The organism is Ruegeria sp. HKCCD7181, assembly GCF_057221055.1.
This window is the reverse complement of the sequence record NZ_JBWVBC010000003.1, coordinates 444159-466530: the sequence shown is the minus strand read 5'-3', so window position 1 is coordinate 466530 and position 22372 is coordinate 444159. Positions and strand designations below refer to the sequence as shown.

Sequence of the window (22372 nt, the reverse complement as noted above, 5' to 3'; positions counted from 1 at the left end):
GGGATAGATCAACTGGCAGCCAGCCGGAGGATCGCGCATGAAAATCGCTACATTCAACATCAACGGCATCAAAGCGCGGGCAGAGGCCCTGCCACGTTGGCTGGACGACGCACAGCCGGACGTGGTTCTTCTGCAAGAGATCAAGTCGATCGACGAGAACTTTCCCCGCGAGATTTTCGAAGAGCGCGGCTATAACGTGGAAACGCACGGCCAGAAAAGCTTTAACGGCGTGGCGATCTTGTCGAAATTACCGCTCGAGGACGTCACGCGCGGGTTACCCGGTGATGACGAAGACGAGCAGGCGCGGTGGATCGAGGCGACGGTCGTAGGCAAGAAAGCACTGCGTATCTGCGGATTATATTTGCCCAACGGAAACCCCACTCCGGGTCCAAAATACGACTATAAACTGGCGTGGATGGAGCGGCTCTATGATCGGGCTCGCGCTCTTCTGGCCACTGAGGAGCCCGCCCTGATGGCTGGCGATTACAACATTATCCCACAGGCCGAGGACGCTACCCGCCCCGATGCCTGGCGTGAAGACGCCCTGTTTCGGCCGGAAAGCCGCGCGGCATTTCGCAAAATCATGAACCTGGGCTTTACCGAAGCGTTTCGAGCCCGAACCCAAAGCGCCGGCCACTATTCGTTCTGGGATTACCAAGCTGGTGCATGGAACAAGAACGATGGCATCCGTATCGACCATTTCCTGCTGACGCCTCAAGCCGCTGATTTGATGCAAGACTGCCAGATTGACGCCGAAGTTCGTGGACACGAAAAACCATCGGATCACGTGCCGGTCTGGGTCGAAATGGATATCTGACCTACAACCAGGCCGTCACATCGTGACTGTATATCCAGTCATACCGACGTGCCAGGCGCGGGCCGAGGGCGGTCAGCGCGCACTGAGCCGCCAACCGGACCGGGCCACGCAAATGGAAATTGCGCGCATTCGCGGAAGCAGCAGCAACAACCTGACGCGCCCGGGGGCTTCGCACTGATTCATATTCTGCCAGCGCGGAGGTTATTCCGGACTGCTCCTGAAACGCCCGCGCCAAGACCCAGGCGTCTTCGAGCGCAAGACACGCACCCTGTGCCATGAAAGGCAGGGTTGGATGCGCTGCATCTCCCAGCAGGGCCAATCTCCCGTTTTGCCAATTCTTAGCGACTGGACGTAGGAACAGCGCCCAAAGGAACGTGTCCTTTACCTCGGACAATATATTCGCGACTGGACCGCCGAAATCGGCAAAGCGGGCCCGCAGTTCGTCGGGGTCACCTTTCAGTTGCCACCCTTCTTCGTGCCAGTCCGAGCGCTCTTCGATGGCCACGATATTCATCAGTTTCTGGTTGCGCAAAGGGTATGTGACCACATGCCTTCCCGGCCCCATAGTCAAAGTTGCGCGCACCCGATCTACTTTGTCCTGCCAAGGGATCGTGGCCCGCCAGGCGATCTGGTGCGTGAATTCAGGCGATTCCTCGCCGTTCACGATAGGACGGAGCGCGCTGCGCCCGCCATCGGCGGCAATGGCACATTCGACCCGAAGCGTTTCGCCATCATCCAATATGACCTCGGCTTCAGAGGAGTGCATTTGCACCCTTGCCACCTTCGTGCCCAATCGGATTTCAACACCCGCTCGATCCGCCGCCTTGCGCAGCAGATCCAGCAAGTCCGCCCTGTGATAGTAATAGGTTGGCCCGACCTCTGGCGCCGGCAGCTGACTAATAATCCGACCTTTTCGGTAGTCCCGCAAGACTGTGCCATAAGACCTTTGCCCACTCGCAGGCGGATCTCCGACCACCCCCAAAGCGCGCAAAACCACCATACCGTTGGTGCTTATCTGCAACCCGGCACCAACCTCGGTCAGCTCGGGCGCCTGTTCCAGCACCACAACCTGGGCTCCGTGCAAGCGCAGTGCAAGAGCGGCCGAGAGTCCGCCAATGCCCGCTCCGATTACGCAAAATTTCAAGCCATCGATATTCATGTGCCCGGCTTAAAGCAAAAATGCCGGAGCGACAGGCCCCGGCATTCATGTTTCTTGCAAAGTTCCAGCGATCAATCGTCGCGGTGGACCTTTTCGCGTCGCTCGTGGCGCTCCTGCGCCTCAAGCGTCATGGTTGCAATCGGGCGTGCGTCCAAGCGTTTCAGCGAGATCGGATCGCCCGTCTTCTCGCAATATCCGTACTCGCCTTCTTCGATCCGGCGCAGGGCCGAGTCGATCTTGGCGACCAGTTTGCGCTGACGGTCCCGCGTGCGCAGCTCCAGCGCGCGATCGGTTTCTTCGCTTGCGCGGTCAGCGACATCAGGGATGTTCCGGGTGTTGTCCTGCAACCCTTCGATCGTATCGCGGCTGCCCGCCAAAAGTTCGTTTTTCCAATCCAGCAGCTTGCGACGAAAATACTCAAGCTGGCGTTCATTCATGAAAGGTTCATCTTCAGCCGGACGGTAATCGTCCGGCAGGAAAACTTCCTGCTTCATATTTGCTCCCTCGGTATGGCCAGAAACGTCGGTCGCTGTTGTATTACCTGACATTTGGCTCCCCTTTCTTCGGAGCGTTTATCCGACGACGCAGGGAATGTCACTATGCAAACTGTGCCCCGCCGCGTCGTCAACTCGCTCAGTCTAAATATGAGACTTGTAACAACAAATCCTTGATAATCTGTGGAAACAGCCGGGCATTTTTGAGGCAATCTCAGAAACTTCGCTCGAGCGAGCTTAGCGAATCAATCAGAACGGCCTGTAGTTATTGAGGTTTTCAACTCAAGGAGACGCAGCGACTTACCTTGAAAATCATACAGCCGCTCTGTAACTCGGATGGCAACCGCGCCCGACTGGGCACGAATCCACATGAGGGCCCTATGACCGCACGTTTTCAAGGCACGGCAGAATACGTTGCCACCGACGACCTGACCATCGCTGTGAACGCCGCTGTCACGCTGGAACGCCCTCTTCTGGTCAAAGGCGAGCCTGGCACCGGCAAGACCGAACTAGCCAAACAGGTGGCCGGAGCGCTGGGTTTGAAGATGATCGAGTGGAATGTGAAATCCACCACCCGCGCGCAGCAAGGCCTGTATGAATATGACGCGGTCAGCCGGTTGCGAGACAGCCAGTTGGGCGACGAGCGCGTACATGACGTGTCCAACTACATCCGCAAGGGCAAACTGTGGCAGGCGTTCGAAGCGGACGAAAAGGTTGTTCTGCTGATCGACGAAATCGACAAGGCCGACATCGAGTTTCCCAACGACCTGCTGCAGGAACTCGATAAGATGGAGTTCTATGTTTATGAGACTGGTGAGACGATCCGGACCAAACACCGTCCGATTGTGATCATCACCTCGAACAACGAAAAAGAATTGCCTGACGCATTTTTACGGCGTTGTTTCTTCCACTATATCCGTTTCCCGGACGATGCGACCATGCGCCGGATCGTCGAGGTGCACCACCCCGGCATTAAAGACGCGTTGCTGACGACCGCCCTGACCCAGTTCTACGAAATCCGCGAGACGCAAGGGTTGAAGAAAAAGCCCTCGACCTCCGAGGTTCTGGACTGGCTGAAGCTTTTGCTGGCCGAAGATCTGACCGCAGAAGATCTCAAGCGCGATGGTGTCAACGCCCTGCCCAAGCTGCATGGGGCGCTGCTGAAGAACGAACAGGATGTGCACTTGTTCGAACGCCTTGCCTTTATGGCGCGCAGTAAGCGCTGAAAGTTGCCTGTCCGGGTGACTATACGGTGAAGACCGGTTGCGTCCGGGCGGGCCGGATGGCAGCATAACCGAAATCAGGGCTTGCCATCGCTCGGCGCCCGACTGCCCTGCAGGAAAGGACGCCCGCTTTGACCGACGATCTGTCGATCCGCCCTTTGCGCCCCGACGACCGTATCGAATGGTCCCAGATGTGGCGTGACTATCTGGCCTTCTATGAAACCATCGTACCGGACGCCGTCTACGACACGACCTTCACGCGTTTGCTGGGTGATGACCCGCAAGACTTCTCGTGCTTTGTGGCCGAGGCCGACGGGGAACTTGTCGGGCTGACCCACTACCTGTTTCACCGTCATGCCTGGAAGGTCGAAAATACCTGCTACCTTCAGGACCTCTTTGCCCGTCCCGAAATTCGTGGAAAAGGCGTTGGCCGTGCATTGATCGAGGCAGTCTATACCGAGGCGGATCGACAGGGTGCACCGTCGGTCTATTGGCTGACTCAGGACTTCAACCACACTGCACGCAAACTATACGACCGCATCGGTAAACAGACGCCCTTTATCCGGTATCAGCGCCCATGAGGCGATTAGGGGTACTCGGTCTGTTGACGATCCTGGCGGGATGCGCCGGTGTTGGCCCTGACGATCAGCCGACGCGCGTACAGGTCGTCGAAGCCTCTTTGCCTCCGGCCAAATCCTTCGCAGCCGCCCGCCCGTTGCCCCCTGCCCGCTCGAATGAAAACATCGCAGCTGACTTTTTGGCCCTTCATTTCGCACTGGAAAGCGGTGCGCCACTGCCGGTGTTCACCCGGTTCGAAGGACCGATCACCGTTCGCCTGACTGGCACACCGACGCGTTCGATGCTGACGGACCTAACCCGCGTGCTGGGGCGCATTCGGAGCGAAGCCGGGATTGATATTCACCAAATCACGGAAGGCCAGGCCAATATCACGATCGAGGCCGTCAGCCAGAAGCAAATTCACCGCGTTCTGCCTCAGGCGGCCTGTTTCGTCGTACCTAATTCATCAAGCTTGGAAGAGTATCGCCGCGACCGCCGCAAACGCAAAAGCAGCTGGACCGAACTGCGCAGCCGCGAACGCTTGGGTATTTTCATCCCATATGATGCCAGCCCTCAGGAAATCCGCGACTGCCTACACGAGGAACTGGCTCAGGCCCTTGGCCCATTAAACGACCTGTATCACCTTCCGGATTCGGTGTTTAACGACGATAATTTTCACACCGTTCTCACCGGTTTTGACATGCTGATCCTGCGCACGGCCTATGCGCCCGAACTGCGCACCGGTATGACTCAGGAACAGGTTGCGCAGGCTGTACCCGGCGTGCTCAGGCGCCTGAACCCGCGTGGTGAAAGAATTCCCCCTCAACCCGTCTCGGAAACACCCCGCGCGTGGATCAATGTGGTCGAGCGAGCATTGGGCCCCAGCGCAACGGACGCCCGGCGGCTGCGTTCCGCGCAAGAGGCCGCGCGGATCGGGCAGGAACAAGGTTGGACCGATCACCGCCGCGCCTATCCCCACTATCTAATGGGGCGCATGAAGCAATTTGACGACCCCGCGGCGGCACAGCGCGAGTACCAGATTGCGTTGCAATATCTGGACGCAACACCAGGAACTGAAGTGCACCGCGCCCACATCACCGCCCAGACAACCGCTTTTGCGCTGGCGAATGGTAAAGGCCCGGACGCTTTGCCCGAACTCGACCAAGCTATAGACGTAATGATGCGCGCCGAAAATGCTGCGCTTCTGGCGACGCTTATGCTGTTAAAATCCGAAGCGCTGCGTCAGGCCGGGCGAACCGATCAGGCACGCGCGGTCAGGGTGGACAGTATCGGATGGGCGCGTTACGGGTTCGGCTCGGACGTGGTGGTGCACTCGGTGACACAGGAAATCGCCCAGAGGACCGCCAGCAACACAAATGGGTAACGGCGCATGTTAGTGGTATTTGGAATGGCGATCTTGGGGGCGGTTCTGGGTGCCCTGACTGCCCGCAAACGGAAGGGAAGCGGTGCCGACATGGCGCAATATGCTGCCGGTTACGGGATCGCCTTTGCTCTGGTTGGACTGGTCTTGTCACTGATCCTGGTACGACTGGTGGCCTGACGGATGTTTCTGCCCTTCTTCGAAAACCTTCGGAAGACCGGCATCCCCGTATCATTGCGAGAATATCTGACCTTTTTGGAAGGGATGAAAAAGGGGCTGGCCACCTATGATGTCGAGGCTTTCTACTACCTTGCTCGCGTGTCGATGGTTAAGGACGAACGCAATATCGACAAGTTCGATCGCGCCTTTGCCGCCAGTTTCGAAGGCCTGAACGAGATCACCTTCGATCAGGTGCTCGAGGCCGTAGACATTCCGGCGGACTGGCTGGCCAAGATGGCTGAAAAACACTTGTCGGACGAGGAAAAAGCCGAGATCGAGGCCATGGGCGGGTTCGAAAAGCTCATGGAAACACTGCGCGAACGCCTGAGCGAACAGCAGGGTCGGCATCAGGGCGGCAACAAGTGGATCGGTACGGCTGGGACCTCTCCGTTCGGGGCATATGGCTATAACCCCGAGGGTGTGCGCATCGGCCAGAAGGAAAGCCGCCACCAACGCGCGGTCAAGGTCTGGGACAAGCGCGAATTCAGGAATCTTGACGACACCGTTGAACTGGGCACCCGTAACATCAAGGTCGCCCTGAAGCGCCTGCGCCGCTGGGCTCGTGAAGGCGCAGCGGAAGAGTTGGATCTGGACGGCACGATCCGCGCGACGGCTGAACACGGCTATCTCGATGTGAAAACTCGCCCTGAACGCCATAACGCAGTCAAGGTCTTGCTGTTCCTCGACGTCGGCGGCTCGATGGATCCGCATATCAAGGTGGTCGAAGAGCTGTTTTCAGCGGCACGAACCGAATTCAAACACCTGGAATATTATTACTTCCACAACTGCCTGTATGAAGGCGTATGGCGCGACAATCGCCGCCGATGGGACCAACAGATTCCAACTCATGAAGTGCTGCGTACTTACGGCGGAGACTATAAGTGCATCTTTGTCGGCGATGCCTCGATGAGCCCCTATGAGATCGCCTACCCCGGCGGCGCCAACGAACACTGGAACCAGGAATCCGGGCAAGTCTGGCTACAACGTGCGCGCGAGCAGTGGGGATCGAACCTGTGGATCAACCCAGTGCCCGAGAAGTACTGGGAATACACTCATTCCATCGGCATGATCCGCGAGATCTTCGAAGATCGCATGGTGCCGATGACATTGGCCGGGCTGGAACAGGGTATGCGAGAGCTGACACGTTAGCCCCGTAATTTGGTTTGCACGCCACCCAACTGTTTCCGCTCGACGGACAAAGCGAGCAAAACTCGGCCAATTTCGCTCGATTTGACGCCGTGGATAAACAATCCATCTAAAATACTCGGCGGTTATCCTTTTCGTGATATGTTTTGACCGAATTGAGGCTGGGGGGCTGAAATGACCAATCAAGAACTTCGCACAATTTTTGCGTCCGTGGCGACTGCCGCGGCACTGATCATCACATCCACTGCGGTAGCTACATTATCGTTATCGCCCGATGCAGCATACGCAAAGAGCGACAAGGGAAAAGGCAACGGCAATGCCGGAAAAGGCAACAATGGCAACAAGGCCGGCGGAAATGGGAAAGGGAACTCTGCAAAAGGAAGCGATGCTAAAGCCGGTCAAGACAAGTCCCGGGTCCGGACCGTAGGCTCCCAGAAAAACAACAAGATCAAAAAGCAAAACAAAGGAAAGACACAGAGAGCCTATGCTGGCAAAGCCGGGAACGGAAAAGTCCGGACAACCACGCTTGCAGAGTTTGGGCGCGAATTCAAACGGGACGTCGGACAGTTGTTCGGAAAGCAACCTGCACGGAAGTCCGAGCGTAACTCAGCCTCAAAAAAACGCTCATATCAGACAGCCTCGGTCAAACCGCTTGAACGCTCGCCCCGCCCGGTTACACGCAACAACAGATTTCATGACGTGGATGGCCGCAAGAAGCACCGGTACCGCGATCCGCTTGTGGCAGCGATCACTGATCCCTATGGCTCGGACAAGCTACGCAATCTGGATGCCGCCAAGGCAGCCTCCCCGGCGTTCAGAAATGCCTCTGCCAACAGCAATGTCGGCAAAATTGCCACCTATCAGGCTGCTGCGGCCGAGTATTATGATACGCGCAAAGAATTCTATGATGCACGACGAGATTTACGCGACCTGAACAAAAGCTATGACGGACGTAGCAGCGAAGAGATAGCCGACGACATCAAAGCATTGGATCCGTCCGATCCCGATTATGACACCGAGCGCGACAAGTTGGAGGCCGAATTGCAGGACGCGAAGGCCTACGAGGAGGCCCGAGATGACCTGCGCGCAGACGTCAAAGATTTGGGACACCAAACCTATGATGCACAGCAAGTGGCTGAAGAGGCCTTTTTTGACGCCTCCAAAGGACGTACTCTGACGCGTAGTACACTGGGAGATTTTCACGGACACCTTGGGTTGCCGCAACCCAAACACCGCTACAAGGACGATGTGACGATCCAACCTGTGCCCTATGATCCGGGTTATCTTCAATATCCTGATAAAAATTACCGCCTCAAGGAAACGGACTACCGTCTTCGCTATGATGAGCCAATTTATGGCGACAAGAAGCGCCGGTATCGTGACCCTCTGGCGGCTGCGATCACTGATCCCTATGGCTCAGACAAACTGCGCAACCTGAATGCCTCCAAGGCAGCTGCGCCAGCATTCAGAAATGCCTCTGCCAACAGCAATGTCGGAAAGATTGCCGCCTATCAGGCTGCTGCGGCGGAGTATTACGATCTTCGCGAACAACTCTATGATACCCGTCGGGATTTACGCGCCCTGAATGAAAGCTACGACGGGCGTAGCAGTGACGAGATTATCGATGACATCGCCGCGCTTGATCCGTCCGATCCCGAATATGATGACAAGTTCGACAATTTGGAAGACGAGTTGAAGCAGGCGGAATCCTATGAAGCGGCACGCGATGACCTGCGCGCGGATGCCAAGGGCCTGAAAATTGACAGCCTGGTTGCAAAAAAGGACGCAGAACATGCATTCCTGGATGCCTCCAAAGGGGCGGTCCTGACTTCGGAGGCGCTGGTGAATCTGCACGATAATCTGGGTTTGACCACCCCTCAATACTAACTGCGTGCCTGCTGCCGAGTGCTGAAGGAACTGAAGCACTTACAATTGATCATAGTACGAGACCTTCTTAGGTCTCAGGGCAATATGAGCAGACGACCAATGGTTGGCCCGATGGAACATTGAGAACTCAGGATTGTCTGATCCGCTGCCACTCTGCCCCCTTGCCAGCCGGGATGCACTGGCCCATATCTAAGTCATGCTGCGCCTCACGCCAATCTTGCTGGCAATCGCCTATGCCGTTGTAATGTACCGGATTTCTGTCTGGCGCACGCATCGGGAATTGGATGCAAAATCGACCGAACTGGCTGATCCAGTACTGAAACGTATGACCGATCGCCTGGCCGCCGCGTTGGATGTTGCGCGTGTGCCGGTCTACATTTACGAGATCGATCCGGTAAATGGTCTGGCCGCTCCGGACGGGCGTATCTTCATTACACGTGGTTTTTATCGCAAATTCCGTAGCGGCGAGGTTTCGGCCGAGGAGATGGCCAGCGTGATCGCGCATGAGCTAGGGCATGTGGCGCTTGGGCATGCGCGCCGTCGCATGATCGATTTTTCCGGCCAGAATGCCATGCGAGCGGCGCTTATGATGGTTCTGAACCGCTTTATTCCGTTTATCGGAGCGTGGATAGCCAATGCCCTGACGGCTCTCCTTGCGTCACGACTGTCACGCAGCGATGAATACGAGGCGGATGAATATGCCGCTGCATTGTTAACCAAGGCCGGGATTGGGATCGGGCCTCAGAAGTCGCTATTTCACAAACTGGAAGACCTCACCAAGCAACGCGCAGGTGTGGTTCCAGCCTGGTTGATGAGCCACCCCAAGACAGATGAACGGATCGCCGCGTTAGAAGCCTTAGAACACCGGTGGAGCGCGAAGGGTTAGGTAACGTAGCGTAGATCCAGCCTTCCCCGATACTTCGACCGTTCGCAGTTATTCGAGGTATCTATTGAGCAGAAGTTGATTGCAGCGCTTTTCCGACTCGAGGCAGGCGTGCCTTTTTCATCAAAGCGCGCAGGGTCCATTGGCTGCCAGACAGGCGATTGGCCTCGTCCAGAACACGGGATGCCAAATCGGCGATACCGTCAGAGTCGTTTAACCATAGCTCATGCAAGAAGCTGTCCGGATCACGACGATCGAGCCCTTCTTCAGCAAGGATGTTGCGCGGGAAATCCTTGGCGTTAACCGTGATGATCAAATCGGCAGACGACACAACAGCGGTAGCCAGCACATGAATATCGGAGATGTCTGGTAACCAAAGCCGCTGCTCCAGCCCGGCAGATGCAGGACGCTCCGCATCCGGCCACTGAACCTTAGCCAATGCTATTTCGGCACGTGCTTGCGCCTCGCCCTCGGGTCCGAGTTTGCGAGCGGCACGGGCCCATTCTTCAAGAATTCTGCCCGACCAGATAGGGGTGAAATGGCCCAGCTTGGCAGCGCCCAGAAGCATTTCCCGCATCACTGTCGGATAGATGACGCAGGTATCCAGTACGACCTTCATAGCCGGTAGAACACGGCTTTGAGATATCCGCTTTCCGCCAACTGCGGCAGTTGCGGATGATCTGGCCCGGCAAAGCCGGTATGGATTAGTTGTGCCTGCCGCCCTGCCCGGCCAATCCCGCGCGAGGATGCGTCGCGGAATCGTCCCAGGTCGGCAGCATGCGAGCACGAGCACAGGCCCAAATAACCACTTGGTTTGACCAAAACTGCCGCCAGACGGGCGACGCGTTCATAAGCGCGCAGCCCTGCGTCAAGCGCTTGTTTTGACGGAGCAAACGCTGGCGGATCGCAGATAACAACGTCGAACTGCGCACCTTCTTCCCCCAACTTTGTCAGAACTTCAAACGCATCGCCCTGACGGGTCTGGAACCGGCCTGCAAATCCTGAAGCTTCTGACCCCTCGGCCGCCAGCTCCAGCGCTGCGGCAGATCCGTCTACCGACAGCGCCTGAGCGGCCCCTCCCGCGAGCATGGCAAGTCCAAAGCCGCCCACATGGCTGAACACATCCAGAACCTGAGCTTGCGGATGAACCAACTGCGCCGCAAACGCGTGGTTGGGGCGTTGGTCGTAGAACAAGCCTGTTTTTTGCCCGCCGGTCAGATCAGCCATATAAGTGGCGCCGTTCATGGGCACGGGCAGAGGTTCTTCCGGCGCCTGACCGCGAAGGGTCTTGTTCACATCGTCCAGCCCCTCCAACCCGCGGGTCCGGCCCGAAGCGTTCTTGAGAACGATCGTCACGCCCGTGACCTTGACCAGTGCTTCAGTCAGCAACTCTAGATATACTTCCGCCCATGCGGCGTTGGGCTGGATCACGCAGGCGTCGCCAAATCGGTCGATGATCACACCCGGAAAGCCATCGGCCTCGGCGTGGATCAGTCGATAATGAGGCGCATCGAACAGGCGTTCGCGCAGTTCCAACGCCCGCCGCAAGCGAGTTTCGAACCATTCTGCGTTGAGATCAGCACCGATATCCCGGTCCAGCACACGGCACATGATCTTCGAGTTCGGATTTACCGCGACCAGCGCAATGGGCGCGCGCTTGTCATCCTCAAGCACGGCCAGAGCGCCTGCCGCGATCTTGCGCGTGCGGCGGTCTGTAACGATGTCGTTGGCATATACCCAAGGGAATCCATGGCGCAGACCGCGCGCATTGGCTTTGGGTTTCAGGCGGATACGTGGGCGGTCAACTGTTTGGGTCATGGCGCCCTCATAGTCTCGAATGCGGCGCGGGGAAAGACCCTGTCAGCGGGCTCGCTTGCGCCAACCGCCGCGTCGCTTCGGCGCTTCGGCGGTCTCAAGCCCATCGCGCAAAACCTGCGTCATCGGATGGTCTGCATCCTGCGCGGAATAAGCCGCGTGCAACTCGGTTAGAGCCTGCCTCTGATCGCGCTCGGCGGGCAATCCCAGAGCCCAGTCCAGAAAGATGCTGCGGCACTCGGGCAAGGCGATGCCTTCGATGCGATAAGCTTCTCGGATCAGCCCTTTGGGGTCATTGGGATCATCACTTCGCGCCATCATTGCCCTCCTCGACGACACCACCGATAAGATCGGCGGCAGTTGCGTAACTCTTCTGCAGTGCGGCTTGCAGATGTTCGACCTGTTCGAAACCGGTCGCCCGGCACAGAAAGGCCGCGCCACCCTCCCCGATCTTGTCAGCCTCGATCACTTTCCCAGACAGCAACCGTGCCGCGCATTGTACGGACCAGCATAAGTCGTAACAGTCTTTCAGGGTTTGCGCCTGCGCGACATCCAACAAGCCGACTGCGACGGTACCATCCAGACCGGAATGCACGTCTCGCTGAGTGGTTCCTGAAAACAGAGCCCCCGTTTCGGCGATCAGTTCGATATCCATCATCCGACCGGGACCATTTTTGGCATCCCAAACACCCGCGGGCGCTTTCGCCGCCGCCAACCGGGTGCGCATCTCAGCCACTTCGCGCAGAGCCTTCACCCGATCACGAGGGCGCGACAGAAACTCAGAGCGGAATGTTTCAATGTCTTCGCCCAACCCGACATCACCTGCGACCACGTGCGCACGCGTCAGCGCGAGATGTTCCCACACCCAGGCCTCATTCTGCTGATAGTTGGTGAAACTGGCCCAGCTGGTCGCAACCGGACCCTGATTTCCGGACGGGCGCAGGCGCATGTCAACTTCATAGAGCCGCCCTTGCGACATCGGAGCCGACAGCGCCGTGATTAGCGCCTGTGTAAACCGCGCATAATAGGTGCGAGTGGCCAGAGGTCGCGGGCCATCCGACATGTCCTGATCCAGCGGATCATAGATTACGATCATATCCAGATCAGACTGTGAATTGATCCGCCCGGCCCCCAAAGACCCCATACCCAGAACGGCGGCTCCACGCCCCGGCGCGGGGCCGTGTTTTTTGGTGAACTGCTCGGTAACACAGGGCAGAATGGCGGCGATCACGGCCGCTGCCAATTCGGCATATTGCTGTCCTGCTTGTGCGCCATCAATAAGTCCGCGCAGGTGATGCACACCGATGCGAAAGTGCCATTCCTTGCACCAGCGGCGCGCCAGATCCAGCTGCGATTCATAGTCGGTCTCCGCAGCCAGAGAGTCTGACAACTCAGCTTCCAACGCTGTTCTGCCCGGCCAGTCGGCAAAGAAACTGCCGCCAATCACCGCATCAAACACCGAAGCATTGCGCGACAGATGAGACGCCAGAGCGTGTGAGGTGCCGACGATGTCGATCAGCAGATCGATCAGTTGCCGGTTGGCCTCGAACAAGGAAAACAACTGCACACCGGCAGGGAGCCCAGCGAGAAATCCGTCGAGCGCCTGCAATGCTTCGTCTGGCTGCGCGGTTTTGGCAAGGCGCGACAGAATTTCCGGCTTCAGCCGTTCGAATATTCGCGCCCCGCGCTGCGAGCGGAGTGCCGGATATGTAGGCCAGCGGGCCATTATATTCTGATCGAAGGAAACCTCTTGAACAGATGCAGGCGCGGCAGAGGGTCCCGGGGCGAAAAAACCCTCGGTCAGATCGTGCACTTCGGCCAGCCGGCGGGTTAGAACGCTGGTCAACTCAGCGCTGCTGAGCCCCATCAGGCAGGCGACCCTTTCGAACCCGTCCTCCGATTGAGGGATCTTATGCGTCTGCGCGTCGTGGACCATCTGAATGCGATGCTCAACTTCCCGGTGGGCCCGGTAGTGATCCGTCAGCTTGTCGGCCACATCCTGAGGCACCCAACCTTTCCCCGCCAGCGCCGCAAGGCCCGTCACAGTCCCGCGCACGCGTAGGTCGGTGTCGCGCCCGCCGGCGATCAATTGCCGCGTTTGGGTAAAGAACTCGATCTCGCGAATACCGCCCTGCCCCAGCTTCATGTCGTGACCGGGGATGGACAAGGCGCCGCCAGTTCCCTTGTTTTCACGGATACGCAGACGCATGTCGTGGGCGTCCTGAATGGCGGCGAAATCCAGATGCCGCCGCCAGATGAACGGGCGCAATGTTTCCAGAAACCGCTGCCCCGCCGAAATGTCTCCTGCACAGGGTCGCGCCTTGATGTAAGCCGCCCTCTCCCATGTTCGGCCTAGGCTTTCATAGTACCGCTCGGCCGCCTCAGCCGCCATGCAGACCGGGGTCACGGCCGGGTCCGGACGCAAACGCAGGTCAGTTCGAAATACATAGCCATCAGCCGTTTTATCGCTGAGCGTTGCGCAGAAATTGCGCGTCGCCCGGACCATGCCTTGCCGCGCCTCGTAAAAATCATCCGGATCGAACCGCGTTTCGTCAAACAGCACGATCAGGTCTATGTCCGAGCTGTAATTCAGCTCGTGTGCGCCCATCTTACCCATCGCGAGAATGATCATGCCGGCAGCGGTATCTACGTCGCATTCCGTCATCCCCGGCAGCTTGCCGCGCCGGATCAGCGCCGCGATCTCGGCTTTGGCGGCAACATCCGCAGCCAGCGCACCAAAATCCGTTAACGCCGCAGTCACCTTTTCAAGCGGCCATGCCCCTGCCAGATCCGCCAGTGCCGTCAACAAAGCCAACCGCCGCTTGGCCTTCCGCAATCCCGGCTTCATCTGGTCCGGTGGCAGGGCGCGTACGGTTCCCATTACATCTGCCAGGGCTTGATCGGGTTGGTGCATCGCCTCTGGCAGCCATTCCCGCTCTATGTCGATCAGCCCTTTCAAATATGGGCTGGACCCAGCCGTCCCGGCGATTAACTCGGCCTGCTCGGGAGTGACATCCGGCACCGAGGCGCGCGTTTCATCCCCGAGTGACGGATCAAAAGCGCGCGGAGTACGGAGGATCGCAAGAGGATTGGTCATTTCGCCTCCAGCGGCGTGTCCTGGCTGAAACTGTTGACCCAGACGTCATGGCGCCGTTCCCACAAGGAAGAAATCAACATCGTCTCCCAGCCGGACGCACCGGGACGAAGGTATTCGGCCCGATAAGACAAAAGAACAACGTCGGTTGTCAGGACCCGCAATTTAACCTCGCTGAGTTCGAATTTCGCCATGGTCGGCGCGTCAGCGAACTGCCCTACATGATCGTCGCGATTGGCAAAACCGGTTGGATAAACCCCTAGAAAATCCGGGCTGAGCAGCGAACGATCCGCTTGGGCGTTACCATCAACCAGAGCGGCCCAGACCTGTTTTTCCAATGACAGGATTTCATCAAGTGTCGGAGATTTTACGATTTCAGTATCTTGCATTTGGTGGTCCCGTGTAATTGGAAAATTGCTCATTCGGTAACCCGGAACCGGCCAAATAGCCTTGTAAGAATGTGGGTGGGTATTATTGGCATTGGTTCAAATGCATCTCCGTAACTTCGTGCACCCAGACTCTAGTGGCTTTCAAACGCAGTTAAAACTGACCTTTTCGAAGTTGCCGAGAAAAACACGACACAAAGCTAGCGTTCGTTTCAGGTTCACGCTGGTTGCCCCTTGCTGTGCACATGTGGGCAAAACGGACATTTGCTCGTGGTACTGGGTAATTCGCGACACAAGACGGCAACGCTTGGCTAAGCGCGGTACGAAGAAATCGCCTGCTGGAAAAGCTGGCTGTGGCACCGTACGGTATCTCAGCGTGGGCTACGACATGTGTTAGGTTCTCATCCGGCATATTCCGTTGAGATTGAGCCGTCGTGCAAGAGTTCAGTATTGGATTTCAACTATCAAACGCGGAGAAACATTATGAAAATAAACCAAACCCTCAAGATGGCTGCCAGGGCCGGTGTCGCGCTGATTGCTTCAGTCTCGATGGCTTGGGCATGCACTGGGATCATGCTGACCGGCTCGGACGGAAGTATCATCCGTGCAAGAACTGCCGAGTGGGGACCGTTCGACTTGCAAACCAAGATAAACATCGTTCCGCGTGACTTTGAGTACAGCGCCGGAGAGATGCCGGACGGACAAGAGGGAGCGTCGTGGAACGGTCGGTTTGGTGTGGTCGGTATCAGCATGCTGGATCATGGCGCACCTGCCGATGGGATCAACGAAGCAGGCCTTACAGCAGGCCTGTTCTATCTGCCCGGGTTCACTGAGTATCAGGCCTATGATCCCGAGCAGGCCGACAATTCGATCCCGGGCGATCTATTGGCCGGCTATGTTCTGTCCAAGTTCGAAACGGTGGAAGAAGTCCGTGCCGGGCTTGAGGGCGTTCGAGTCGTCGGTGTCGTCGATGAGACACTCGGCTTCCCCTTCCCGTTGCACATGCTGGTGGCAGACCGCTTCGGCGACCGGATCGTAGTCGAATACATCAATGGTGAGTTAACCGTTTTCGACGCGCCGCTGGGTGTGATTACAAACTCGCCGACATACGACTGGCACATGACGAACCTCAACAATTTCGTCAACCTGTCCGCAATCGGTGTTCCCCAAGTCGAAGTCAGTGGGGTGACATTTGCACCTCTGGGCGCGGGCAGCGGCATGATTGGTCTTCCAGGAGACTTTACACCGCCATCGCGTTTTGTCCGCGCTGTAGCTTTCTCGCAAACAGCCCGTGAGACCGAGGGGGGCTATGATACCGTTCGTGAAGCATTCCGAATTCTGGACAATTTCAATATTCCACCGGATGCCGCCGAAGGCGCAGAGGACGATGTTCAATCTGACGATTTGCTTTACAGCGCAACTCAGATCACGGCCGCCAGCGACTCCCAAAACCTTACTTACTACTACCACACAATGTTCGACCGGACGGTTCACATGGTGGATCTCAAACAAATCGACTTTGGGGCAATGGGAAGTGAGATGGTCAGCTTTTCCACGAGCGGGGATCGTGAACCAACAATCGTCGATATGACACCTTCCAACTAAGGGCGGAATTGCACGGGGTCCGCCAAACAGAGGGCTGAGGCGGATCCTGAACATTCTTTGAGGGGTGAAGCCCCCCCGCCCAGAGCAAGGCGGAAACCGGCTACAACTTCGTCGAAGATTTGGGCAATTGCTTGTTTGATCAGTTCTGCCTTCAACGCTCCCGGGAATCTAGGAACCGGCAGGGTCAGACGCAGAAGCGGCTCGTCGTAAGAGCGTGATTAAGCGCTATTCCAGCATACCGAAGCTGCCTTTGCCAAATGGCGCGATCATTTGGTGGTGCACGAAACAGAATCGCTGCCCTTGCAGAGACTGGCTCTTAGTCGTTTTCCAGCGCCTCGAGGCGAATATTGCTCGGTTCGGCTATTTGGCCTAAGGTGCCTGAGCTGTAATGCTCTAAACTGACGTTTGCGAATTGTCCTGAGAGAGTGGTTCTGGCCTTGAAAACTGTAGTTCTTGCGGGTTCATCAACCCTAATGGCGATTAGGTGTACGGTGCAGCAGCAGCTATCAGAGACCAATGACGGGCGAACAACGGGCATTCGGAAATTCAGAAATTCGCCAACTAGCTTAAGCAGGTACGCTTCTGATGCGGTCGACGAACAATTCTAAAAAAGCAATTGACCCAGTGTCAGAGACGCAAGTGCGACCTCTGGAATGGATCGAACATGCTGATAAAATTCACAAAAACGTTGTCTTAGTAGATTGGATGCTCGGCAATCGCTGCAACTACGCATGCAGCTATTGCCCTCCCGCACTACATGACGGAACGAAAGGGTGGCAAAGCCTGAGCGACGTTGTGGGCATGATTGAAGCCTTGCAAGAGCACTATCAGGCCGGTTTAGGTAAACGTGTTTGGTTGCAGTTCACTGGGGGCGAACCAACTCTTCACCCAAAAATCAAAGAGATATTGGGTGCCGCCCGCACACACGATATGAAAGTAAGTTTGATTTCCAACGGGTCCCGAACGGAACGTTTCTGGCAAGCCATTCGCGACAAGTTGGATTCCCTAATCCTGACTTTCCATCTGGAAGAAGCTGAATTTGCGCATGTGCACCGGGTCATCGAGATTTTGTCGGAAGTCATTCACGTTCAGGTCAATATCACAATGCTGCCGGATCGGTTCGATGAGAGCTATGATGTGGCCCGTAACCTTGGTGCTGATTTTCCGCACATCGGAATTGTGATGAAGCCGTTGCGTGTAGGGTTCGGGCACGCTCTCTATCCCTACAGCGAAACCCAGATCACCAAGATGCAAGAGCGGATGTCCACGCCACCCGGCTCGAATGGGCAGCTGCGCCATCCGCGTGGAATAATGGCCCGTCAAAGTGCAGACGGTACGCGGGAAGAACTTCGAGCCAATGCTTTTATTCTCAGATCCGAAAACCGCTGGCGCGGTTGGACCTGTGAGGCGGGCAAAGAGTCATTGAGGATAACCGGCGAAGGGTTTGTGAACCGTGCAGTGTGCGGTGTAGGCGGACGCATTGGTGAAATCGGACGAGAGATTACCCTGCCAGAGGATTCAGTAATATGCACGCGCGACACTTGCTCTTGCGTAGCTGACATCCTGATTTCGCGCGCAAAGTGGGAATAGAGAATGGCCGTATGAGCTTCCTGAACTGTCTTGGTCCGCCGCAGTGTATTGATTCAGGAGGGCTCGAAATGACGAACAATCGGCAATCAAGAGTAATGATTGTCGCCAAAATGCGGTGAGTTGAGAGACAAAACAGCAATGCTGATGCTGTTGCGAAAATGGATGATCAAGAAAAGCGGTCTTTCAGAGGCCGCGACCGATCAGATTAGCCCTACTGCGATACACCTAAACTGATTGGCGCTGTTCTGCATCAGATTACGGTCCATTCCATTGCGAAGCGCATCCCGGCCCTCAGGAGAATCCCTCCAACGCCAACCGCACTGCTTTTAGCTGACTGACGGTCGTTTTGCTGGGCAATGAAACGCTATCCCGTTCTTATTCAGAACAGTTTGAACGCATCCGCCAGCGCCGGCTTACTTGTCTTCGAGCAGTCAATTTTATAGTCTAAGGGTGATTAATCTTTGAATTTTCGGCGCTCGGAAGTGTATTCGGCTTGACCGGATTACAACAGCGTAAAGCAAATTTCAGCGGCCAGTTCGGGGGGAACTCATGACAAAGGCTAGCGACGCAAGAACGCTACCTGAAGTTGCCAAAAAAGACGCCGATGAAGTGTCGGAAGTCTATGATTTCTTACAATCCCCTGACTGGCAGGAGATGCTTGAAAACGCTCGGATACAGCGCGAAAAAAATCTTGCCGCACGTGGTCGAAAGCGCGAAGAAACTCAAGAGCCCGCATCGGGCCCCAACAAACAAGACCAATCAACCACAAGAAAGCGCCCCCCGGCGCCAAAGACTTGGCTAGATCGACTTGAAGAAGCTCGGCATCAGAGAGAGGCGGTGCTTGCGCGTCGCACTGGTGATTCGGAAGACTTCTTGCCGAGTGGCGCCGATGGCGCCCAGAACGACAGTGTCGGCGGCAACGCGGCGGGAAAATCCGCTGATCCTTCGAAAGCCCAAGGCCAAGACAAAAAACTGTCCGGGACCGGTCAGAAAAACCCCGAGCACACCGGGCCTGAGCCAAATCACACCCCGACAACAAAGGTACGCGAAAACAAGATCACCGGGCGATCGCAGCGCCGCAGTATACTCACCAAGAACGACAAAGTAAAACGCGTCAAAGGCGATCCAAAAAGATCGAGATTACGTACAAAACTATCCACCACGGAGGCTGCTAACGGCCTTCGCAAAAAGCTTTTTAAGAATCTGGCAGAGCAGCAACGATCACCCAGGGTTCGGTTGGGCTCGGTTGCCATTGGATGTGTCATCGGTGTGATCGCTTCGTCTTCGATCTATTTTGTTTCTTCAGGATGGGGTTCGTGGGGCCTGCGTGAAAGTATCGGATTGGGGATCACGGGCGCAGAGACAGCTGAAACCGCCGCATTGCAAGGCGAGGAATTCGTACAGCCGAATGTTCTGCAACCTGTCGTGCCGAAGGTTGAGGAAAGTGAAACGATTTTGTTACCCGAAGCTTCCGGCGCGGCACCAAGATCGCCCTCACCTGGCGCCAATTCGGTAGCAACCGAAGATTTAAACAGTTTTGCTTCGCTAACGCCCCCTCTGTCGAGTCTGACAATGGATCCTGAAGTCATTGAACCAGTAGTGTTACTGTCCGCTCCCAGTGTTCGATCAAGTGTTCCGGCACTCGAACAACCTTCGCTGTCAACGGAAGTCTCCAGCCTTCGGCCTCAACAAGAGGCGAACAGAAATTTCGTATGGTATCCAATTACGCCAGAATTTTTTGGTACGGCAATCGCCCTGTCTGACGGAGCTGCGGCAAACACTGATCCTACTGTTATTTTAGTCGCTGCGAGCGCTCCCCCACCGCGCCCGCTTGACGTGTCGTTTCAACCAGCCTCTCTAACACCTCCTGCCCCGATTGCATCTTGGGACGAACGCGGGTCATTGCCGAAGCAAGCTATGGCGTATCAGCCTAAACCACGTGGATTGAATGTCATCGCCGCAAGTTCAGACCTTCCCACTGCAGATACCGTGGCCGTTCTTGATCTGGCAGATCAACCGCACGTGCCTTTTTCGTCAGAACCGGTTGAAAGTGAGTTGAGGACAGTCTCATCCGACCCCTTGGTTCAACCTGAAGATCTGGCGCTTTATTCGGCGATCACACAACCGCGTCAATTGAAGCCGCGGTCAAGGCCGTCAGAGCCAAAGGCTGCTGCAGTACCGCTTGGCGAGGGCATCGAAACACTGGAAACAATCTCTCGCGGTGAAGGCGCGGAATTCAGGCTGTTTGCACCTACCAGCGTCTCGGCGGATGCTGTGGACTCTGTCGTAGCTGGACTAACAACTTCAGGTCACGCTCTAAGTGGAACAGCACGCGTTGGCTTTGGGATAAAGCAATCCAATGTTCGGTTCTACCATAGGCAGGACGCCGCAAAAGCAGCCGCCCTGGCAGAAGCCGCTGGCGCTTTGTTGCGGGACTTCACCGGTTCAAATTCCAAGACCCCAAGCGGGATAGTAGAGTTATGGTTGGCTGGAGAAGGCTCTGGAAAATCCTCAGCCAAACCAAAAGCGAAAAGAAGTAGTCGTAGCGTTTCCGCTGGCAACCAAACAAATCAACTAAGAAGTCAGGTTTTAAAGAAACTCAGGGCAACAACGAGCCCGTGACTCCTCTGTATAATTTTAACAGCGAAGGATTGAGACAATCTGTGGTAAAGTTAATAGATAGCGTTCCGGTTTTTACAGATGACTGATAGCAGACTCATCGGCATTGTTACTGCCCTACTGTTTTTAACGGCGTCGCAAGGCGCGCGCGCCGAGGTCACGCTTGAACATCTTCTGAACATAGATCAGTTTTTATCTAATAATGACACCCAATCGCTCTATTCTTACCTCGAAAAAAATCCGGAATTACTCTTGGGTGAAGATGAATTGTCGCTAGAGCTACGCAACTTTTATGAAGCTGCGTCAGGTGGGAATCTGGATTTTGGCTATGCCTCTGGAGCACAAGCCAATCCAGATGACACGGCAGTTGATAACTCATCAATTTCCAGCTCGTTGCAACACTAAAACCAATGTCCGTGCTTCACGCCATCAGTTGCTCGGATCGACCCAAGATTGCCTATGTTATTGAGCCTAGGTTCTCAGGCGGCACCTCTGCGGCGGTCGCCGCAGAATTGAGTGTTGCAGTGGAGTTTGGGCAAGTTGTTGTGCACGCAATAACTTCCACGACATTCGGTGAAAACCAACATGTGGCGCCCGTGCTGCGGCAGGTGCTCGACGAGTTGCGAATTCCGCTGGTTTGGGACGCATCGAGGATAAGTGCAGATATTGTTATCCTCCATAATCCGTCTTTCCTGAAGTTTCAGGACTCGTTGGACGCTAGAATTTTCGCTCGGGAATTGATGATTGTTACGCATGAGAACTTTCTGCGACCGGGCGGGGAAGAAGGTTTCGACGTAGCAAACTGTCTCGGTCAGATTGATGTATCAACGCTTGCGCTAAGGAAATCGCTCGCACCAATTTCGCCGTATAACCGAAAGACCGTAGAAAGTTGGTTGTCCAAATCTCCCGAAGCGCGACATTGGGAAGTTCTCGACACTGACTGGTTCAACATATGTCCTGCCGTAGTATGCGATACGTGCGAGAAACCAAAGGACCGCCGCGGGAGACATTCGCGACCAGGGTTTGAAAAATTTCCCACTCTTGCCGACCTTGATAGGTGTTTTCCGAAGCATTCTCAGTGCAATATCATTCTCGGTGCGGATGCATTGTTGGATGCCGGTGTTCTTCGCACACATTGGAACATGCTACCATTTGATTCCATTAGTGTTGACGAGTTTTTTGGAATGATAGATTTTTACGTTTATTTTACAGCGCCAACTTGGCAGGAGAGTTTTGGGCGCGTGATTGCCGAAGCACTTGCCGCCGGCAAGGTGGTTCTTACCGATTCCAATACCGGGAAGACTTTCGGTGATGCTGTTCTAACCTGTCACCCGGCGGAAGTTGACGGGATAATATCCAACCTTGTTGCTCACCCGCGCCAATACCACACGCAGGTTTCCAGGTCACAATCGGCTCTGGAACGCTTTTCCGTGCAAAACTTCAGATTGATGCTTTCCAGTGTTCTGGCCGCTGACAGCGGGGTATCGAAATGATCT

At 56.0% G+C, this 22372-nt stretch carries 20 protein-coding genes; 13 read left to right on the top strand and 7 right to left on the bottom strand.

The features are described from left to right. The first annotated feature begins 37 nt into the window (after positions 1-37). Positions 38-817: an exodeoxyribonuclease III gene (xth, locus tag AC2TCY_RS09030; protein WP_480846915.1), complete on the top strand. Its 780-nt coding sequence runs from the start codon at positions 38-40 to the stop codon at positions 815-817. A gap of 1 nt (position 818) precedes the next feature. On the opposite strand, the gene AC2TCY_RS09025 is transcribed toward xth, so the two are convergent. Together AC2TCY_RS09025 and dksA are read right to left on the bottom strand one after the other, a co-directional pair. After that, a complete protein-coding gene (locus AC2TCY_RS09025; protein ID WP_480846913.1) occupies positions 819-1976 on the bottom strand; it encodes an FAD-dependent monooxygenase in 1158 nt (385 codons plus the stop codon). 71 nt (positions 1977-2047) lie between these two features. Continuing rightward, positions 2048-2470: an RNA polymerase-binding protein DksA gene (gene dksA, locus AC2TCY_RS09020; RefSeq protein ID WP_480846982.1), complete on the bottom strand. Its 423-nt coding sequence runs from the start codon at positions 2468-2470 to the stop codon at positions 2048-2050. A 380-nt stretch (positions 2471-2850) separates the two neighbouring features. Between dksA and AC2TCY_RS09015 the strand changes: the two genes are divergently transcribed. The 7 genes from AC2TCY_RS09015 to AC2TCY_RS08985 all read left to right on the top strand — a co-directional run bounded on the left by AC2TCY_RS09015 (position 2851) and on the right by AC2TCY_RS08985 (position 9770). Further along, entirely contained in the window at positions 2851-3696 is an 846-nt protein-coding gene (locus AC2TCY_RS09015) for an AAA family ATPase (protein WP_480846912.1), read from the top strand. A 128-nt stretch (positions 3697-3824) separates the two neighbouring features. Continuing rightward, complete coding sequence (locus AC2TCY_RS09010) at positions 3825-4274, top strand: N-acetyltransferase family protein (protein WP_480846911.1); 450 nt, start codon at positions 3825-3827, stop codon at positions 4272-4274. Then, positions 4271-5635, top strand: coding sequence for a DUF2927 domain-containing protein (locus tag AC2TCY_RS09005; RefSeq protein WP_480846909.1), 1365 nt, complete (start codon positions 4271-4273; stop codon positions 5633-5635). The genes AC2TCY_RS09010 and AC2TCY_RS09005 overlap by 4 nt, the downstream gene beginning before the upstream one ends. A 6-nt stretch (positions 5636-5641) precedes the next feature. Continuing rightward, entirely contained in the window at positions 5642-5812 is a 171-nt protein-coding gene (locus AC2TCY_RS09000; protein WP_480846907.1) for a hypothetical protein, read from the top strand. A gap of 3 nt (positions 5813-5815) precedes the next feature. Beyond that, a complete protein-coding gene (locus AC2TCY_RS08995; RefSeq protein ID WP_480846905.1) occupies positions 5816-7000 on the top strand; it encodes a vWA domain-containing protein in 1185 nt (394 codons plus the stop codon). A 171-nt stretch (positions 7001-7171) separates the two neighbouring features. Next, on the top strand, positions 7172-8884 hold the full coding sequence (locus tag AC2TCY_RS08990; RefSeq protein ID WP_480846904.1) for a hypothetical protein: 1713 nt from the start codon (positions 7172-7174) through the stop codon (positions 8882-8884). A 196-nt stretch (positions 8885-9080) separates the two neighbouring features. Continuing rightward, positions 9081-9770: a M48 family metallopeptidase gene (locus AC2TCY_RS08985; protein WP_480846902.1), complete on the top strand. Its 690-nt coding sequence runs from the start codon at positions 9081-9083 to the stop codon at positions 9768-9770. A gap of 61 nt (positions 9771-9831) precedes the next feature. On the opposite strand, the gene AC2TCY_RS08980 is transcribed toward AC2TCY_RS08985, so the two are convergent. From AC2TCY_RS08980 to AC2TCY_RS08960, 5 genes are read right to left on the bottom strand one after another with little or no spacing between them, the layout of a single operon-like run. Beyond that, entirely contained in the window at positions 9832-10386 is a 555-nt protein-coding gene (locus AC2TCY_RS08980; protein ID WP_480846901.1) for an RSP_2648 family PIN domain-containing protein, read from the bottom strand. Continuing rightward, on the bottom strand, positions 10383-11585 hold the full coding sequence (locus AC2TCY_RS08975; protein WP_480846900.1) for an RSP_2647 family RNA methyltransferase: 1203 nt from the start codon (positions 11583-11585) through the stop codon (positions 10383-10385). The genes AC2TCY_RS08980 and AC2TCY_RS08975 overlap by 4 nt, the downstream gene beginning before the upstream one ends. A 42-nt stretch (positions 11586-11627) precedes the next feature. Further along, positions 11628-11900 (bottom strand): hypothetical protein, encoded by a 273-nt coding sequence (locus AC2TCY_RS08970; RefSeq protein ID WP_480846899.1) that lies wholly within the window; start codon positions 11898-11900, stop codon positions 11628-11630. Beyond that, a complete protein-coding gene (locus AC2TCY_RS08965; RefSeq protein WP_480846897.1) occupies positions 11887-14679 on the bottom strand; it encodes a [protein-PII] uridylyltransferase family protein in 2793 nt (930 codons plus the stop codon). Before AC2TCY_RS08965 ends, AC2TCY_RS08970 begins: the two co-directional genes overlap by 14 nt. After that, positions 14676-15065: a DUF4440 domain-containing protein gene (locus AC2TCY_RS08960; protein WP_480846896.1), complete on the bottom strand. Its 390-nt coding sequence runs from the start codon at positions 15063-15065 to the stop codon at positions 14676-14678. The genes AC2TCY_RS08965 and AC2TCY_RS08960 overlap by 4 nt, the downstream gene beginning before the upstream one ends. Positions 15066-15545: 480 nt before the next feature. On the opposite strand from AC2TCY_RS08960, the gene AC2TCY_RS08955 reads away from it, so the two are divergent. From AC2TCY_RS08955 to AC2TCY_RS08935, 5 genes are all read left to right on the top strand, one after another. Then, on the top strand, positions 15546-16667 hold the full coding sequence (locus AC2TCY_RS08955) for a linear amide C-N hydrolase (protein WP_480846894.1): 1122 nt from the start codon (positions 15546-15548) through the stop codon (positions 16665-16667). Between the two features lie 585 nt (positions 16668-17252). Beyond that, entirely contained in the window at positions 17253-18257 is a 1005-nt protein-coding gene (locus AC2TCY_RS08950; RefSeq protein WP_480846893.1) for a radical SAM protein, read from the top strand. A 549-nt stretch (positions 18258-18806) separates the two neighbouring features. Then, entirely contained in the window at positions 18807-20879 is a 2073-nt protein-coding gene (locus AC2TCY_RS08945; protein ID WP_480846892.1) for a hypothetical protein, read from the top strand. A 78-nt stretch (positions 20880-20957) separates the two neighbouring features. Then, on the top strand, positions 20958-21281 hold the full coding sequence (locus AC2TCY_RS08940) for a hypothetical protein (RefSeq protein WP_480846891.1): 324 nt from the start codon (positions 20958-20960) through the stop codon (positions 21279-21281). Positions 21282-21292: 11 nt separating this feature from the next. Beyond that, positions 21293-22369: a glycosyltransferase gene (locus AC2TCY_RS08935; RefSeq protein WP_480846889.1), complete on the top strand. Its 1077-nt coding sequence runs from the start codon at positions 21293-21295 to the stop codon at positions 22367-22369. Positions 22370-22372 lie beyond the last annotated feature (3 nt).